14 protein-coding genes are annotated in these 16,070 nt (G+C 73.8%); 2 read left to right on the forward strand and 12 right to left on the reverse strand.

Features of this window, described 5'->3' with window-relative positions; translation table 11 throughout:
* Positions 1–19 precede the first annotated feature (19 nt).
* Positions 20–475: an SPW repeat protein gene (locus tag OP18_RS39185; protein WP_033364251.1), complete on the reverse strand. Its 456-nt coding sequence runs from the start codon at positions 473–475 to the stop codon at positions 20–22.
* A gap of 350 nt (positions 476–825) precedes the next feature.
* On the opposite strand from OP18_RS39185, the gene OP18_RS39190 reads away from it, so the two are divergent.
* Positions 826–3,753: a glycoside hydrolase family 48 protein gene (locus OP18_RS39190; protein ID WP_033364252.1), complete on the forward strand. Its 2,928-nt coding sequence runs from the start codon at positions 826–828 to the stop codon at positions 3,751–3,753.
* Between the two features lie 43 nt (positions 3,754–3,796).
* Here the strand turns inward: OP18_RS39190 and OP18_RS39195 are convergent, their stop codons facing one another.
* Together OP18_RS39195 and OP18_RS39200 are read right to left on the reverse strand one after the other, a co-directional pair.
* Positions 3,797–7,126 (reverse strand): ATP-binding protein, encoded by a 3,330-nt coding sequence (locus OP18_RS39195; RefSeq protein WP_281179561.1) that lies wholly within the window; start codon positions 7,124–7,126, stop codon positions 3,797–3,799.
* Between the two features lie 38 nt (positions 7,127–7,164).
* Positions 7,165–7,551, reverse strand: coding sequence for a hypothetical protein (locus OP18_RS39200; RefSeq protein ID WP_156090106.1), 387 nt, complete (start codon positions 7,549–7,551; stop codon positions 7,165–7,167).
* Positions 7,552–7,798: 247 nt separating this feature from the next.
* On the opposite strand from OP18_RS39200, the gene OP18_RS39205 reads away from it, so the two are divergent.
* Positions 7,799–8,761, forward strand: a complete 963-nt coding sequence (locus OP18_RS39205) for a CHASE3 domain-containing protein (protein ID WP_033364255.1) — start codon at positions 7,799–7,801, stop codon at positions 8,759–8,761.
* A 76-nt stretch (positions 8,762–8,837) separates the two neighbouring features.
* Here the strand turns inward: OP18_RS39205 and ptsP are convergent, their stop codons facing one another.
* The 9 genes from ptsP to OP18_RS39250 are packed head-to-tail and all read right to left on the reverse strand — an operon-like array spanning position 8,838 to position 15,993.
* Entirely contained in the window at positions 8,838–10,475 is a 1,638-nt protein-coding gene (ptsP, locus tag OP18_RS39210) for a phosphoenolpyruvate--protein phosphotransferase (protein WP_033364256.1), read from the reverse strand.
* Positions 10,468–10,743 carry an HPr family phosphocarrier protein gene (locus tag OP18_RS39215; RefSeq protein WP_033364257.1) on the reverse strand — a complete coding sequence of 92 codons (276 nt, stop codon included), beginning with the start codon at positions 10,741–10,743 and terminating at the stop codon, positions 10,468–10,470. Before OP18_RS39215 ends, ptsP begins: the two co-directional genes overlap by 8 nt.
* Positions 10,744–10,752: 9 nt before the next feature.
* Positions 10,753–11,793 (reverse strand): zinc-dependent dehydrogenase, encoded by a 1,041-nt coding sequence (locus OP18_RS39220; protein ID WP_033364258.1) that lies wholly within the window; start codon positions 11,791–11,793, stop codon positions 10,753–10,755.
* A complete protein-coding gene (locus OP18_RS39225) occupies positions 11,790–12,224 on the reverse strand; it encodes a PTS mannitol transporter subunit IIA (RefSeq protein WP_033364259.1) in 435 nt (144 codons plus the stop codon). Before OP18_RS39225 ends, OP18_RS39220 begins: the two co-directional genes overlap by 4 nt.
* A complete protein-coding gene (locus OP18_RS61230) occupies positions 12,217–12,525 on the reverse strand; it encodes a PTS sugar transporter subunit IIBC family protein (protein ID WP_033364260.1) in 309 nt (102 codons plus the stop codon). The genes OP18_RS39225 and OP18_RS61230 overlap by 8 nt, the downstream gene beginning before the upstream one ends.
* A gap of 6 nt (positions 12,526–12,531) precedes the next feature.
* On the reverse strand, positions 12,532–13,653 hold the full coding sequence (mtlA, locus tag OP18_RS39235; RefSeq protein WP_033364261.1) for a mannitol-specific PTS transporter subunit IIC: 1,122 nt from the start codon (positions 13,651–13,653) through the stop codon (positions 12,532–12,534).
* Positions 13,654–13,664: 11 nt separating this feature from the next.
* A complete protein-coding gene (gene pfkB, locus OP18_RS39240; protein WP_033364262.1) occupies positions 13,665–14,618 on the reverse strand; it encodes a 1-phosphofructokinase in 954 nt (317 codons plus the stop codon).
* A gap of 55 nt (positions 14,619–14,673) precedes the next feature.
* Positions 14,674–15,435, reverse strand: a complete 762-nt coding sequence (locus OP18_RS39245) for a DeoR/GlpR family DNA-binding transcription regulator (protein WP_033364263.1) — start codon at positions 15,433–15,435, stop codon at positions 14,674–14,676.
* A 9-nt stretch (positions 15,436–15,444) separates the two neighbouring features.
* Positions 15,445–15,993, reverse strand: a complete 549-nt coding sequence (locus OP18_RS39250) for a hypothetical protein (RefSeq protein WP_033364287.1) — start codon at positions 15,991–15,993, stop codon at positions 15,445–15,447.
* Positions 15,994–16,070 lie beyond the last annotated feature (77 nt).

The raw sequence follows: 16,070 nt of genomic DNA on the forward strand, positions 1-16,070 counted from the left end.
ACGTTGGGAATCCGGGTGGTTACCGGTTGTCGCGACGCTCACCACCGCGGGCGTCGCGCATCCCCAGCAGGCGCATCGTCAGCAGGCCCAACGCGATGACGACCAGACTGATGACGATGTTGTTGGCGATGGCGCCACCGCTCGGGCGCGCACCCTCGATCACCCATGGCGCGACGAACGTCCACACGCCGATCACCACCGGCACCCAGGTCAGGCCGTGCGTGCGGCCGTAGGCGACGGTGAACCCGGCGGCGAGCGCGACGACGACCGCCCCGCAGATGAAGTTGTTGACCGCGAGGTCGCTCTCGATGCCTGCGAACCCGATGATCCACGGTGACAGCGCGAGGTAGAGCCCGGCGAGCATCAGCCCGCCGTCGGTGACGTGCGCGGTCGGCGTCTCCGCCGCGCGGTCGTAGCGGGCTCGCAGCTCGAGGATGTCCGGGTGCTGGTCGAGGTCCGCGATCGGACGGGTCATGACGATCCCCTTTCCCTTCGTCGGAGAAAGATCCTCTAACCCGTATGACGGAGAACTAACACAAAACGGGTGGGCGCGGCGGCGGCGCTGCAGACGCCGTCCGCCGCACCCTTGGTTCGCGATGGGAGCCGCGAAAAGGGTGGGCATCACCTCCAGGTGGATCGATAGCCGTCGCGACCATAGGTCAAATTCGGGCGCTTGTCCCGGGAGCGCTCCCATGCCAGAATCAGCGCCACCTCGCGTCTGGGAGCCGACGGGGCACACGCAGCGACTGGCTTGAGCACCAACGCCGTCGCGCTGTGGCGTGCCCTTTCCCCGCCCAGAAACTTTCACGAGGAGCACCCCACACCATGACCACCCGGAAACACCGCTGGCTACGAACGGCGTCCGTCGGCCTGCTGGCCGCCGGCTCGCTGTTCGCCCTGCCGGCCGGGATCGCACACGCCGCCACCGGCTGTTCGGTCACCTATTCAGTCCGCAGCCAATGGTCGAACGGTTTCACCGGCGACCTGATCGTGAAGAACCTCGGCGACCCGCTGTCCAGCTGGAACGTCAGCTGGACGTTCGCCGGCAACCAGCGGCTGCAGCAGAGCTGGAACGGCGACTTCACCCAGTCCGGCAGCCAGGTCACGATCCGCAACGCGCCCTGGAACGGCAGCCTGCCGAGCAACGGGACCGTCAACCCGGGCTTCAACGCCAGCTACAGCGGCACGAACGTGGACCCGACGAGCTTCTCGCTCAACGGCGTCGCCTGCACCGGGCCGAACCAGTCGCCGTCGGTGGCCATCACCGCGCCGGCCGCCAACACCCGCTACACGGCGCCGGCGTCGATCCCGATCACCGCCACCGCCTCGGACCCCGACGCCGGTGACTCGATCGCCAAGGTCGAGTTCTACCACGACGGCCTGCTGCTGGGCACCGACACGACCTCCCCGTACAACTACACGTGGACGGGCGTGCCGAGCCAGACCGCCGCGTACCAGCTGCAGGCCAAGGCCTACGACAGCAAGGGCGCGGTGACCACGTCCACGGCGGTGCCGGTCTTCGTCGACCCGTTCGTCGGGCCGTCGATCGTGGCCACGCCGTCGCCGCTGACGGTGCCGGAGGGCGGCTCGACCGCGCTGTCGGTCAAGCTCAACCAGGCACCCACGGCGAACGTGACGGTGGCGGTCGCCCGTACCGGCGACACCGACATCACGGCGAGCCCCGCCTCGCTGACGTTCACCGCCTCGAACTGGAACGTGGCGCAGGTCGTGACCGTCGCCGCCGCCCAGGACACGGACACCACCAACGGCGCCGCCACGATCAACCTGACCGCCAGCGGCTGGGCCTCGGCGGCGGTGCCGGCGAACGAGAGCGATGACGACGTCGCCGGCGGCGTCTACGTGCAGCGCTTCCTCGAGCAGTACCAGAAGCTGCACAGCAACGGGTACTTCTCCCCGGAGGGCGTGCCCTACCACTCGGTCGAGACGCTCGTCGTCGAGGCACCGGACTGGGGTCACGAGACGACGTCCGAGGCGTTCAGCTTCTGGCTGTGGCTGGAGGCGCAGTACGGCCGCGTGAAGCAGGACTGGGCCCCGTTCAACAAGGCCTGGGACACGATGGAGAAGTACATCATCCCGACCCACGCGAACCAGCCGACCGGTGGCTACAACGCCAACGACCCGGCCGACTACGCGCCCGAGGCCGGGCAGCCCAGCCTGTACCCGCAGCAGGGCGGCCACCTCGACTCGTCGGTGAAGGTGGGTGTCGACCCGCTGTACCAGGAGCTGACCTCCACCTACGGCAACACCGACGTCTACGGCATGCACTGGCTGCTGGACGTGGACAACACGTACGGCTTCAGCTCGTGCACCCCGCAGGCCGGCTCGACGGTGTCGTACATCAACACCTACCAGCGCGGCCCGCAGGAGTCGGTGTGGGAGACCGTCGCCCACCCGTCCTGTGAGGACTTCCGCTTCGGTGCCAAGGCCAACGGCGGCTTCCTGCCGCTGTTCATCGACGGCACCCCGGCCAAGCAGTGGCGCTACACCAACGCCCCCGACGCCGACGCGCGCGCCATCCAGGCCGCGTACTGGGCGAACCAGTGGGCGACCGCGCAGGGCAAGGCCGCCGACGTGGCGGCGGTCGTGGCGAAGGCCGCGAAGATGGGTGACTACCTGCGCTACGCGATGTACGACAAGTACTTCAAGAAGCCGGGCTGCACCTCGACGGCCTGCGCGGCCGGCACCGGCAAGGACTCCGCGGCGTACCTGCTGAACTGGTACTACGCGTGGGGCGGCGACGCGGGCGGCCAGTGGTCGTGGCGCATCGGCTCCAGCCACAACCACCAGGGCTACCAGAACCCGCTCGCGGCCTACGTGCTGTCCAACGTCAGCGGCTTCGCGCCGCGCTCCCCCACGGCGAAGGGCGACTGGCAGACCAGCCTCGGCCGGCAGCTCGAGTTCTACCAGTGGCTGCAGTCCGCCGAGGGCGCGTTCGCCGGTGGTGCGACGAACAGCTACAACGGCAACTACTCGGCGCCGCCGGCCGGCACGCCGACCTTCTACGGCATGTTCTACGACGAGAAGCCGGTCTACCACGACCCGCCGTCCAACCAGTGGTTCGGCTTCCAGGCGTGGTCGGTGGAGCGGGTCGCGGAGTACTACTACGCGACCGGTGACGCCAAGGCCAAGACCATGCTCGACAAGTGGGTCGCCTGGGCCATCGCGAACACGACGTTCACCGCGAACGGCGATTTCAAGATCCCGGACACCCTGCAGTGGACCGGCGCCCCGGCCACCTGGAACCCGGCCAGCCCGGCCGCCAACACCAACCTGCACGTCTCGGTCGTCAGCTCCGGCACCGACGTCGGCATCGCCGCCGCCTACGCCCGCCTGCTGACGTACTACGGCGCGAAGGCCGACAACGCGGCGGCGAAGACCACGGCGAAGAAGCTGCTCGACGGCATCTGGCTGCACACCGACAGCAAGGGCGTCGGCATCCCGGAGACCCGCAACGACTACAACCGCTTCGACGACATCTGGTCCTCGACCAACCAGCAGGGGCTGTACATCCCGGCCACGTTCAACGGCGTCATGCCCAACGGTGACGTGATCGCCGCCGGCAAGTCCTTCCTGGACACCCGTTCCTTCTACAAGAACGACCCGAACTGGCCGGCCGTGCAGGCCTACCTGAACGGGACCGGCCCCGCGCCGACGTTCACCTTCCACCGGTTCTGGGCGCAGTCCGACATCGCCATGGCGATGGCCGACTACGGCCTGCTGATCGGCGGTTGATCGAGTAAGTGAGTGGTAGCGGCCGCCGCCTGGGCGGCGGCCGCTACGCCAGCGTTTCGACCGCCGCCTCGGCGCGGGCCTCCGCGCCGGCGTAGTGCAGCTTCCGGGCGACCCGCACGGCCTCCTCGGCCTCGTCCACCGCACCGGTCGCCAGGGCGTGGACCCGGCGCAGGTCCGGCTCGGCGAACCCGGTCTGCCCCGGCAGGCCACCGTCGAGCGCCTTCGTGGCGATCGCCGCCGCCTCCTCGACCCGGCCCAGCGTGAGGCAGGCGTCGGCGTGCAGCGCCTCCAGCCGGCCGAACCGGCGCATCGCCTCGCCCAGGTGGGTGCGCCCCCGCACGATGCGGTCCAGCCCGCGCTCGTCGCCGGCGCGCACCTCGGCCCAGCCGAGCAGGATCGCCGACATCGCCTGGTACTCCAGGTGCCCGCCCCGCTCAGCGAACCGCAGCGTGGCCCGGGCCGCCGTCGCGGTCGCCGGCGCGTCGTACCGGTCGGCGGCCACCGACGCGGCGTAGTGGCTGACGTACATCTCCAGGAACGGCTCGCCGACCCGCGTCGCCCGCTCCCGCGCCGCCCGCAGGTGCCGGGCGGCCGTGTCGTGGTCGCCGAGCATGCCGCACACCATCGCCGCGGGCGCCTGTGCGCCGATCACCGGGTCCCAGTTCGCGATCGGGAAGTCCGGCAGGTCACCGCCGGGCAGCGCGGCCAGCGCCGTGACGAAGCAGTCGCGGGCCTTGAGCAGGTCCAGCACCGCGAGCGCGGCCGCGCCCTCGTGCACCTCCGCGACGATCGACGCCCACGGGTCGGTGCTGCCGTGCTCGCTCGCCGAGCGGGCCATCGCGACCGCCCGCGCCACGTCACCCGACGCGGTGTGGAACGACGCGTACCCCCACAGCGCCGGCAGGATGTCCAGCACCGGCCGGCCACGCAGCCGGACCAGCAGCGGCTCCATCGCCGCGTACTGGGCGGCCACGAACGGCGCCAGGTAGCCGTCGGTCGCCTGGTGCATGTACGCCAGCCGGATCCGCAGGTCCAGCTCCGCGACGTCGCGCCGCTCGCCCGCCGGCGCGCGGTGCAGCACGCCGACCGCCTCCTCCAGCAGCGCCGAGGCCTGCTCGTGGGCGGTCTGCTCGTACGCCTCGCCGGCCGCCTCGACCAGCGCCGGCACCACGTCGAACGGCGACAGCACCGGCAGCGCGGCCCGCAGGTGCGCGGCCAGCTCCGGCACCGTGGCCAGCCCGGTGTCCCGCAGCGCCTGCGCCGCCCTGGCGTGCAGCCTGGCCCGCCGCAGCGGCCCCTGGTCCAGGTACGCGGTCTGCCGCACCAGGTCGTGGGAGAACCGCAGCAGCCCCGGGTCGTCGGTCGCGGTCAGGATCCCGCTGACCACGGCGGTGTCGAGCGTGTCGAACAGCGCCAGCTCGTCGATCTGCACGACCTCGCGCAGCACCGGCACCGACACGTCGCGCCCCAGCACCGACGCGACGGCGATGACTGCGTTGACCTGGCCGGGCAGCTTCGCCAGCCGGCGGCGGACCACTTCCTGCACCCGCACCGGCACGTGCTCCGGCGCCAGGGTGTGCTCGGCGACCAGGACCCGCAGCAGCTCCACCACGAAGAACGGGTTGCCGCCGGTGCGGTCCAGCAGCATCGCCACCGTCTGCTCCGGCACGTCGTCGCCGGTCACCTCGCGGGCGAGGGCGGCGATCCCGTCCGCGCCGAGGCCCTGCAGCGGCAGCCGCACCGCCGACGGGTCGGCGAGCAGTTCGCCGAGCGCGCCCGCGAGGGGCGCGTCCGGGGCCAGCTCGGCCTCCCGGTACCCGACCGCGAGCAGCACCCTGCCGCGCCGCACCGCCTTGGCGAACATGGTGAGCAGCACCGTGGACGGCGCGTCCAGCCAGTGCGCGTCGTCGACGACGAGCACCAGCGGCCGCTGGGTGGCGAGCCGGGACAGCCCGTCGACGATGCCCTGGTAGAGCCGTGACCTGGCCAGCTCCGGGTCGGCGAGGCGCTCGGCGGCCGGCAGGGGCAGCGCCTCCGACAGCGTCGGGTCCAGCACGGCGGGCAGGTTGCCGTACGGCGCGAACGCGACCGCGAGGGCCTCCGCCGCGTCGGGGGTGCCGGCGATGGCCCGCAGGATCTGCGCCCAGGGCAGGAACACCGGCGGCGCCTCCCCGTCGACCCCGGTGCCGGTGCCGACGAGGGTGTTCCTGGCGGCGGCCCGCGCGGCGAGCTCGGTGAGCAGGGCCGACTTGCCGATGCCAGGGCTGCCGGAGACGAGCAGCAGCCGGCCGCGGCCGGTGCTGGTGGCCTGGAGGAGCTCATCGACGGTGCGCAGCTCACGGTCCCGGCCGACGAGGCCGCTGTCTTCGTGGTCCTGGGCGCCCCCGCCGCTGACCGCGCCGCCGGCCCCTCCGCTGACCGCGCCGCCGGCCCCTCCGCTGACCGCGCCGCCGGTGACCCCTCCGTTGACTGCGCCGCCGACCGTTCCGCCGCCGGTTCCCCGCGCTGCCGCTCCTTCGCCGGACATTTCGGAAATGTCGGTGACGGCGGGGCGGATCGTCGCGCCCGGTGGCTGCCCACCCGCCGGTCCGTGACCCGGTCCCGGCCCGCCGGGGGCCGTCAGGTGCGGGGCCTGGCGCAGGATGTCCTGCTCCAGCTGCTGCAGCGCCGGGCCGGGCTCGATGCCCAGCTCGTCGACGAGTCCCGCGCGGGCCCGGCCGTACGCCGCCAGGGCCTCGGCCTGCCGTCCCGAGCGGTACAGGGCGAGCATCAGCTGCCCCCACAGCCGCTCCCGGTACGGGGCCTCGGCGAGCGCGCTCTCGCTCAGGTACGCCACCTCGGCGGCCCGGCCCAGGCGCAGCAGGGCCTCGGACCGCTCCTCGACGGCGATGAGCCGCAGCTCCTGCAGGCGGCCCCGCTCGGCGCGGGCGAGGGCCGAGTCGCCCAGCTCGGGCAGCGGGTCGGCGCGCCACAGCTGCAGCGCGTCGGTGAGCACCCGCAGCGCCTCGGCCGGGTCGGTGCCGGTGCGCGCCTGCTCGACCGCCGCGGCGAACCGGGCGGCGTCGACCGCGCCGGCCGGCACCATCAGCTGGTACCCGGGCGCGCGGCTGACGAGCACGGTCGAGCGGTCGCGGGCCGTGCGGCCGGGCTCCAGGGCGCGGCGGAGGCGGGAGACGTACGCCTGCAGGGAGGCGATCGCCCGCTCCGGCGGCTCGTCGGCCCACAGCTCGTCGATCAGCCGCTGCACCGACACGGTCCGGCCGGGCTGCATCGTCAGCATCGCCAGCACGGCGCGCTGCTTCGGGGTGCCGGTGTCGACCGGGCCGCCCTCCCCGACGACTTCGAGCGGGCCCAGGATCCGAATCTGCAGGATGCGAAACTCCCGGAACTCCCCTTCGGCCGCGGAGCGCGCTACAGCTCCACGGCGTACGACCCGTCGCCGAACGGCCCGAAGCCCGCCTTCTCCAGCAGTTCCGCGCCGTGCGCCAGAGGCGCCGCGACGAGCGTACGTGCCGGACCGGCCCGCAGGGCGTCCACCAACGAGATCAGCACCTGAACGGCGAGGTCGGTGCGTCCGCCCGGTGCCACGAGTCCGACCAGTCGGACGATGGTTTCCCCCGGTCGGACGGCAGCGAGCGCGGCCGCCGGCTGTTCGTCCCCGTCCGCCGGGTCGATGAGCTCCCACCACTCGAGCCCGTCGAACAGGAACTCGTCGACGACGGAGACGCCGAGCGCGTGCCGGGTCACGGCGCGCCGCCCGGCCGGCACCCGCCGTACCAGCCGCATGTCTTCTGCCACCGCCCCAGCAAACCCGGCCCGACTTGCAAACGACTTGCCGCGCCGCCCGGCCGCACCGCGACTGTGCGGTACGCCACGTGTCGCTTGGGACGGTCGCCGGCGTGACGCGTGACGAGTTGGTCACACTGCCTGGGCAAGCCGCCGGTCTGGAAGGGCCGTCCGCGGTAATCGCCGCTTTCCCGGCGCCGCGGCGGCCCGGGCGATAGCGTGGAACGGGCCTGGGGGCGACGCGGCAGGGGTGACACGCGTGCCGAAACCGATCGCGGCCGCACTGCGCCGGCAGTTCGCCTGGCTCGTCGTCGTGCTGCTGGGCGTGGCCGCGGCCCGCTTCCTCGCCGGCCACTCCCTCGCCGACGCGCACGACGGTCAGCTGCGCCGCATCGCCGACACGCAGCGCGCAAACCAGCGGCTGCTGCAGGACCTCACCGACGTCGAGACCGGCGTACGCGGCTACCAGCTGACGGGCGACCCGGCGTTCCTGGGGCCGTTCCACGCCGGCGCGTCGGACTACCCCGCCGCCCGTGACGCGGCGCTGCGCGCGGCCCCCGACGACCACACCAGGGTCCTCGTCCGCGACCAGGACCAGGCGGCGCAGCGGTGGCTGGCGCAGGTGGCACTGCCGATCAGCGCCCTGCCGCCGGGGCACCCGGGCCTCGAGGCGGACCGCAGCGCCCGCGGCCGGGAGCTGTTCGACGAGGTGCGCGCCGCGAACGCCGCCGTGGCCGGCGCGGTCGACCGGGCGCAGACGGCGGCGACCGCGGCCCACCGCACCGCCGGCACCGTCCTCGAGGCCGCCCTGGCCCTGCTGGCGCTGCTCTCGGTGCTGGTGGCGGTGCGGGTGTACCGGTCCGCGGCCCGGCTGCTGGCGGCGGAGGCGCGGGCGGTCGAGCAGATCATCGACGGCCTCGGGTGTGCCGTGCTCGTGTGCGACGCCGGCGGGCGCGTCGTGCACCGCAACGGGGTGCGGTTCGCGGGCCTGGACCCGTTCGGCGACGCCGGCGGGCATCCGGTCGAGCGGGCGCTGGGCGGCGAGGTCGTCGTCGGTCAGGAGGTGCCGCTCGCCCCGGCGCGGGCGGGCGCCGGCCCGCCGGTGCCGGTGGACGCGCGGGTGCTGGTCGACGCGCGCCCGCTGACCGACGGCTCCGGCAGGGTCGCCGGGGCGGTGGCCACCGCCGTCGCCGGCCCGGCGTCCGGGCCGCGGGTGGCGTGACGGCGGGCGGGGTGGCCGGGCCGCGGACGGCGTGACGGCGGGCGGGGTGGCCGGGCGGCGGGCCGGAGCGGCCAGGTCACGGGCGCACGGCGGCCCTGGCGGTCGTCGGGGTGTCGGCGGCAAGGGCGGCCTTGGCGAACTGGACGCACTCGTCGTACGTGTGCGCCGACAGCGCCTCGCGGACGGCCGGGATGCTGCGGGCCGCCATCGACAGGCTGCTGATCCCCAGCCCGACGAGCACGAGGGCGAAGTCGGGGTCGGCGGCCGCCTCGCCGCAGGCGCCGACCGGCTTGCCGGCCTCGCGGCCCGCGGCCGCGCACGCGGCGATCAGCGAGATGAGGGCGGGCTGCCAGGGGTCGAGCAGCTCGGCGAGGTCACCGCACATGCGGTCGGCGGCGAAGGTGTACTGGCTCAGGTCGTTGGTGCCGATGCTGAGGAAGTCGACGTCGCGCAGGACGGTCGGGGCGCGCAGCGCGGCGGCCGGGACCTCGATCATGACGCCGGCGGTGCGCAGGCCGTGCTCGCGGCAGGCGGCGGCGAACGCGGCGGCCTCGGCGGCGGTCGCCACCATGGGTGCCATCACCCACACGTCGGCCTCGGCGGAGGCGGCCGCGGCGGCGATCGCCGACAGCTGGGTGTCCAGGACCGACGGCATGGCGCGGGCGACGCGCAGGCCGCGGATGCCGAGGGCGGGGTTCGGCTCGCCGGCCAGGCGCAGGAACGGCAGTGGCTTGTCGGCGCCGGCGTCGAGGGTGCGCACGACGACCTTGCGGCCGGGCAGGGCGGCGAAGACCTGCCCGTACGCGGTCACCTGCTCCTCGAACGACGGCGGCTCGGTGCGGTCGAGGTACAGCAGCTCGGTGCGGAACAGGCCGACGCCCTCGACGTCGGCCGGCAGGTCGCGGGCCGAGCCGATGTTGGCCAGCAGCGCCACCGGGTGGCCGTCGGCGGTGGCGCCGGGGCCGGAGGAGGCGGCGCGGCGGTCCAGCAACGCCCGCTGCGCCTCGTTGACCGATTGCACCGACGCGTCGGAGATGCCGGTGCGCACCGTGCCGGACGAGCCGTCGAGGCTCACCCGTACGCCGTCCGCGACGTCCATGACGGCGGCGCAGCGCACCACGGCGGGGATGCCGAGGGTCCGGGCCAGGATGGCGGTGTGGCTGGTCGGCCCGCCCTCCTCGGTGATCAGGCCCAGCACGACGGCGGGGTCGAGGCCGGCCGTGTCGGCCGGGGCCAGGTCCCGGGCGACGAGGACGAACGGGTGGCCGGGCGACGGCACCCCGGGCATCGGCAGGCCCAGGCACGCCGCGACCAGCCGGTCGCGCAGGTCGTCGAGGTCGCTGACCCGCTCGGCGAGGTATCCCCCGGCCGCCTCGAACGCCGCACGGTGCTCGGCGAGGGCGGCGGTGATCGCGTGCGGCGCGTCGGCGCCGCCGTCGACCGCCGTGTCGACGGCCTCCAGGAGCGTCTCGTCGGCGGCCATGAGCACCTGGGCGCGCAGGACCTCCGCGGCGGTGGCGTCCGCGGCCGCGTCGGCGCGGCGGGTCAGCTCGGCGGTGACGGTGGTGACGGCCGCCCGGGCGCGGGAGCGCTCCGCGGCGATGTCGATGACCGGCGGCGCGGGCGGCAGCGGGGGCGGCGGGGCCAGCCGGTACACCGGCCCGGCGGCCCGTCCCGGGCTGACCCCGATCCCCCGCAGCTCGGACTCAGGCATCTTCGGCGTCCAGGTCCCGCTCCAGGAGCGCGGCGAGGGTGTCGACGGCGTCCTGGGCACCGTCGCCGTCGGCCTCCAGGGTCACCTCGGTGCCCTTCTTCGCGCCGAGCGACAGCACGGACAGCATGCTGCGGGCCGGCACCGGCTTCTTCTCGCCGGTACGGATGGTGACCTGCACCGGCTGCTCGGCGGCCGCGGCGACGAACAGCGCGGCGGGGCGCGCGTGCAGGCCGCTGGCGGAGCCGACGGCGACGGTCCGGGTGGGCATCGCGACCTCCTACGGTTCGATGGTGACCTTGATCGCCTCGCCGCGGGCCACGATGCCGAAGGCGTCGCGGACGTCGGCGAGGGGCAGGCGGTGGGTGATGAGGTCCGCGACGGGGACGGCGCCGGATGCGATCAGCCGCAGCGCCTCCTTGTTGTGGGCCGGGCTGGAGCCGTTGGCGCCGACGATGGTGAGCTCCCGGTAGTGCACGACGTTGGCGTCGACGGACACCACCGGCTTGTCCTTCGGCAGGCCGCCGAAGAAGCTGATTCTGCCCTGCCGGGCGGTCATCTGCAGCGCCTGCTCCTGCGCCGCGCCGGACGCGGCGGCGGTGATGACGACGTCGGCGCCGCGGCCCTCGGTGAGCTTCATGACGGCGTCGACGACGTCGGTCTCCGCGCCGCAGATCGCGGCGTCGGGGTTGACCAGGCCGGCGGCGAGGTCGAGGCGCTCGCGGTTGAGGTCGACGAGGAACACGCGGGCGGCGCCGCGGGCCCGGGCGAGCCGCACGTGCAGGCAGCCGATCGGGCCGGAGCCGATTACGACCACGTCGTCGCCGTCGCCGACGCGGGCCAGGTTCTGGCCGTTGAGGACGCAGGCGAGGGGCTCGGCGACGGACGCCTCGGCGTAGCTGACGCCGTCGGGGATGCGGTTGAGGCCGTCGACGTCCAGCACGTTGTGCGGCACGATCATGTACTCGGCGAAGCCGCCGTCGAAGTGGTACCCCATCGACACCTGGTTGGGGCAGACGGTCATCCGGCCGCGGGTGCACTCGCCGCAGCGCCCGCACGGGATCGCGGCGATCACCTGGACCCGGTCGCCGGCGGCCCAGCCGGCGACGTCGGTGCCGACCTCGACGATCTCGCCGGCGATCTCGTGGCCCATGACCCGGGGCGGCACGATGTGGTGGTGACCGTGGTTGAAGATCTTCACGTCGGTGCCGCAGGTGGAGCAGGCCCGGACGCGGATCTTCACGTCGGCGGGGCCCGGCGCCGGCTCCGGGGCGTCCTCGATGCGCACGTCGCCGGGGGCGTGGAACGTCAGTACTTTCACGTCTTCTCCAGGATGAGCAGGTCCAGCACGTCGGCGGGGTCGGTGGCGGCTCGCAGCCGCGCCGCCTGGTCGGGGTCCATCAGGATCTCGGCGAGGGAGGCGAGGATGTCGACGTGGCCGTCCCCGGCGGCGGCGATGGCGACGCAGACGCGCACGTCGGAGCCGTCCCAGTCGACGCCGTCGGGGAAGCGCAGCACCGCGAGGGCGTCGCGGCGCACGGACTCCTTGCTGTTGAGGGTGCCGTGCGGGATGGCGACGCCCTCCCCGACGTAGGTGGAGATGCTCCGCTCGCGGGCGAGCATCGCGTCCACGTACGCCGGGGCGACGGCGCCGACCTCGACGAGCACCTCGCCGCAGCGGCGGATCGCCTCGTCCCGCGATCCGGCCCGCTCGTGGAGCCGGATCGCGTCGCCGGTCAGCAGGTCAGCCACTGAGCTCACCGCCGCGCTGGACGGCGTTGACCACCTTCGTCACCGCGGGGTCGCCGATGAACACCTGGATGGGCACGATCACCTTGTCGGGGGCGCTGACCCGGGCCCGGGCGGCGAGGCCCTGGTGGCAGATGACGACGTCCGCGTCGGACGGGATCTGGTTCACCGGGGTGTGCTCGACGGTGACGGCGCTCTTCGACAGCTGCCGCCGCAGGGTGCTGGCGAGCATGACGCTGCTGCCCATGCCGGCGTCGCACGCGACGACGACCTTCTTGATCTCGGTGCCGTTGATGGTGGGCATGAGCGCTCAGACCTCCTGGCGGGCCGGGGTGGGTGCGGTGTCGGCCTCGGCGGTGTCCCCGTCGGCGTCCTCGGTGGCCGGTGGCTCGCCGCGGCCGAAGCCCAGCAGCACCGAGGCGACGGCGAAGGTGACCGCCGCGGAGATGGCGATGCCGAGCAGCACGACGAAGTAGCCGCCCTTCGGGGTGACCGCCATGTAGGCGAAGATGCTGCCGGGTGCCGGGGTCGCGACGAGCCCGGCGCCGGTGATCATGAAGGTGCCGACGCCGGCCGCGCCACCGGCGATCATGGCGAGGATCAGCTTGGGCTTCATCAGCACGTACGGGAAGTAGATCTCGTGGATGCCGCCGAGGAACTGCACGATGATCGCGGCCGGGACGCTGGGGCGCAGCGCGCGGGGGCCGAAGAGCATGAACGCCAGCAGCAGGCCGAGGCCGGGGCCGGGGTTCGACTCGATCATGAACAGGATGGACTTGCCCTTTTCGGCGGCCTCGGCGACGCCGAGCGGGCCGAGCACGCCGTGGTTGATGGCGTTGTTGAGGAACAGCACCTTCGCCGGCTCGACCAGCACCGAGGTCAGCGGCAGCAGGTCCTTGTCGACCAGCCAGTCGACGCCGGAGCCGGCCCGCTTGGTGAGCCACTCCACGACCGGGCCGATGCCGTAGACGCCGCCGATGGCCATGGCGCCGCCGACGATGCCGGCGCTGAAGTTGTCGACCAGCATCTCGAAGCCGGGACGGATCCGGTTCTCCACCAGGCCGTCGAAGAGCTTGAGGAGGTACGCGGTGAGCGGGCCGATGAGCATGGCGCCGAGGAACATCGGCACGTCGGCGCCGATGACGAGGCCCATGGTGGCGACGGCGCCGACGACCGCGCCGCGCTGGCCGTGCACGAGCCGGCCGCCGGTGTACCCGATGAGGACGGGCAGCAGCACGCTGATCATCGGGCCGACCAGCCCGGCGAGCTTCTCGTTGGGCAGCCAGCCGGTCGGGATGAACAGGGCGGTGATCAGCCCCCAGGCGATGAAGGCGCCGATGTTGGGCATGACCATGGCGGCCAGGTAGCCGCCCACGCGTTGCACGGAGGCCTTGAGGCCACCGCCTTGGACCTGCGGGGTGTAGGTCGACACGGGGTTCTCCTTCAGGAGGGCGGGCCGGAGCGCAGCAGGGGGCGGAGCTGGTCCGGTCGGGGGTGGATGGCGACGTGGTGACGGATCAGGTCGGCGGGGCCGGGCATGCGGCTGCCGGGCAGGCTGACCGCGGCGGCGCCCCAGGCGAGGCCCTCGGCGAGCGCCGCCGCGCCGCGGGCACCGGCGGCGAGGAACCCGGCGAGCAGGGCGTCGCCGGCGCCGACGGTGCTGCGCGGGCGGGCCACCGGGCAGGTGCCGGTGACGACCCCGTCGGCGTCGACGAGGACCGCGCCGTCGGCGCCGAGGCTCGCCACCACCGTGCCGGCACCCCACGACCGCAGCTGCTGGCAGGCGTCGACGACGTCGCCGAGGGCGGTCAGGGGCACGCCGACGACCTCGGCGAGCTCGTCCCGGTTGGGCTTGAGCAGGGTCGCCCCGGCCAGGGCGGCCTCGCGCAGGGCGGGGCCGCTGGTGTCGACGGCGACCCGGATGCCGGCGGCGCGCAGGCGCCGGCACAGCTGGGCGTACGCGTCGTCGGGCAGCCCCGGCGGGACACTGCCGCACAGCACGACCCAGTCGGCGCTGCCGGCGCGGGTCAGGACCCGGTCGGTGATCTCGTCGAACTCGGCCCGGAACATGGCCGGGCCGGGCTCGTTGACCTTGGTGACGGTGCCGTCGGGCTCGGCGAGGGTGATGTTGGAGCGGGTCCGGCCGGTGATCGGGACCGCGAGGACCTCGACCCCTTCGGCCTTGAGCAGGCGGACGAGCTGGCCGCCCTCGTCGCCGCCGCACGGCAGGACCGCCACGGACGGCACCCCGTTGGCCAGCAGCGCCCGGGAGACGTTGACGCCCTTGCCGCCCGGGTCGAGGTGGGCGGCGGTGGCGCGGATGACCTCGCCCCTGGTCAGCGCCTCGACCTCGACGGCGCGGTCGAGGCTCGGGTTCAAGGTGACGGTGACGATCATGCGCGGGTCACCCCCGCGCCCGTGGCCGTGCCCGCACGGCGGGCCGCCGGGCGGGTCATGCGCGGGTCACCCGCACGCCGGCGGCCTCCAGGTCGCCGACGAGGTCGCTGTCGGCGACCGTGTCGGTGATGAGCAGGTCCAGGTCGGCGAGCTCGCCGAAGCGGGCCAGGTAGTCGTTGCCGAGCTTGGTGTGGTCGGCGAGCAGGACCGTGCGCCGGGCGGCGCGGATCATCGCCCGCTTGACGGCGGCCTCGGCCGGGTCGGGGGTGGTCAGGCCGCGCTCGACGGAGATGCCGTTGGTGCCAACGAACGCCACGTCGACGTACAGGTCGGCCAGCGGGCGCAGCGACCAGTCGTCGACGGTGGCGAGGGTCTTGCCGCGGACCCGGCCGCCGAGCAGCAGCACGTTGAGGTTGGCGCGGATCCCGAGGGTGGTGGCGATGACCGGGGAGTTGACCACGACGGTCAGCTCGCGGTCGGCGGGCAGCAGCTGCGCCAGGCGGGCGGTGGTGGTGCCGGCGTCGAGGATGATCGCGCCCTCGTCGGGCACCTCGGCGAGCGCGACCTTGGCGATGCGCTCCTTCTCCTCGATGAGGACCGCGTCGCGGGCCGCCAGGGCGGGCTCGAACCCGATCCGCTCGACCGGGATCGCCCCGCCGTGCACCCGGCGCAGGACCCCGGCCCGTTCCAGCATGGTGAGGTCCCGGCGGATGGTCTCCGACGTCACGTTGAGCTCGTCGGCGAGGCCGGCGACCTCGACCCGGCCCTGCGCGCGGGCGATCCGGAGGATCTCCTGCTGCCGTTCTTCGGCGTACATCGTGTGGTTTCACCGCCGTTTCGTTTTGCTTGTGCTTTGTTTACGCCCGCTTTTGTTGGAAGTCAAGAGTGGCCCCACCACGAACCAGACGACCAGCACGAACGTGACCTGGCCGGCGCCGGCCTTGAGCGCGAGGGTGCGCGCCGGGTCCCCGATCCACCAGATCCCGGCGCCGAGCAGCGCGCAGGTGATCGCCCACGCGACCGCCGCCAGCCGGAACAGCCGCCACTCGTGTGCCCGTTTGTCTGCGGGCTTCTCCGGTTTCGGGCCACCGGCGAAGCGGTACGCGAACCGCGCGTCGGCCCAGCGCACCATGGACGGCCCGAACGCGACGGAGAACCCCAGGTACAGCGCGGCGAGGGCGTGCCGCGACCCGGCCGTGGCGCCGCCGGCCAGGTCCGCCGCGCAGGCGACGAGCAGCACCAGGTCGACCACGGGCACCGCGGCGAGCACCACCGCACCGGCCCGCGGGCGGCGCAGCGGGTACCGCAGCAGCAGCCCCACGGCGAGCACGACCCAGAACGCGATCTCACAACCGATGATGAATCCGATGACCATGTCCAGAGCGTCGCGTGCGACCCGGCCGGCCGCGTCGGCCGTGGCGACGGCCCGCGCGTACATCCTTCGTCGCATAC

Source organism: Dactylosporangium aurantiacum, from assembly GCF_000716715.1.
Lineage (GTDB): Bacteria > Actinomycetota > Actinomycetes > Mycobacteriales > Micromonosporaceae > Dactylosporangium > Dactylosporangium aurantiacum.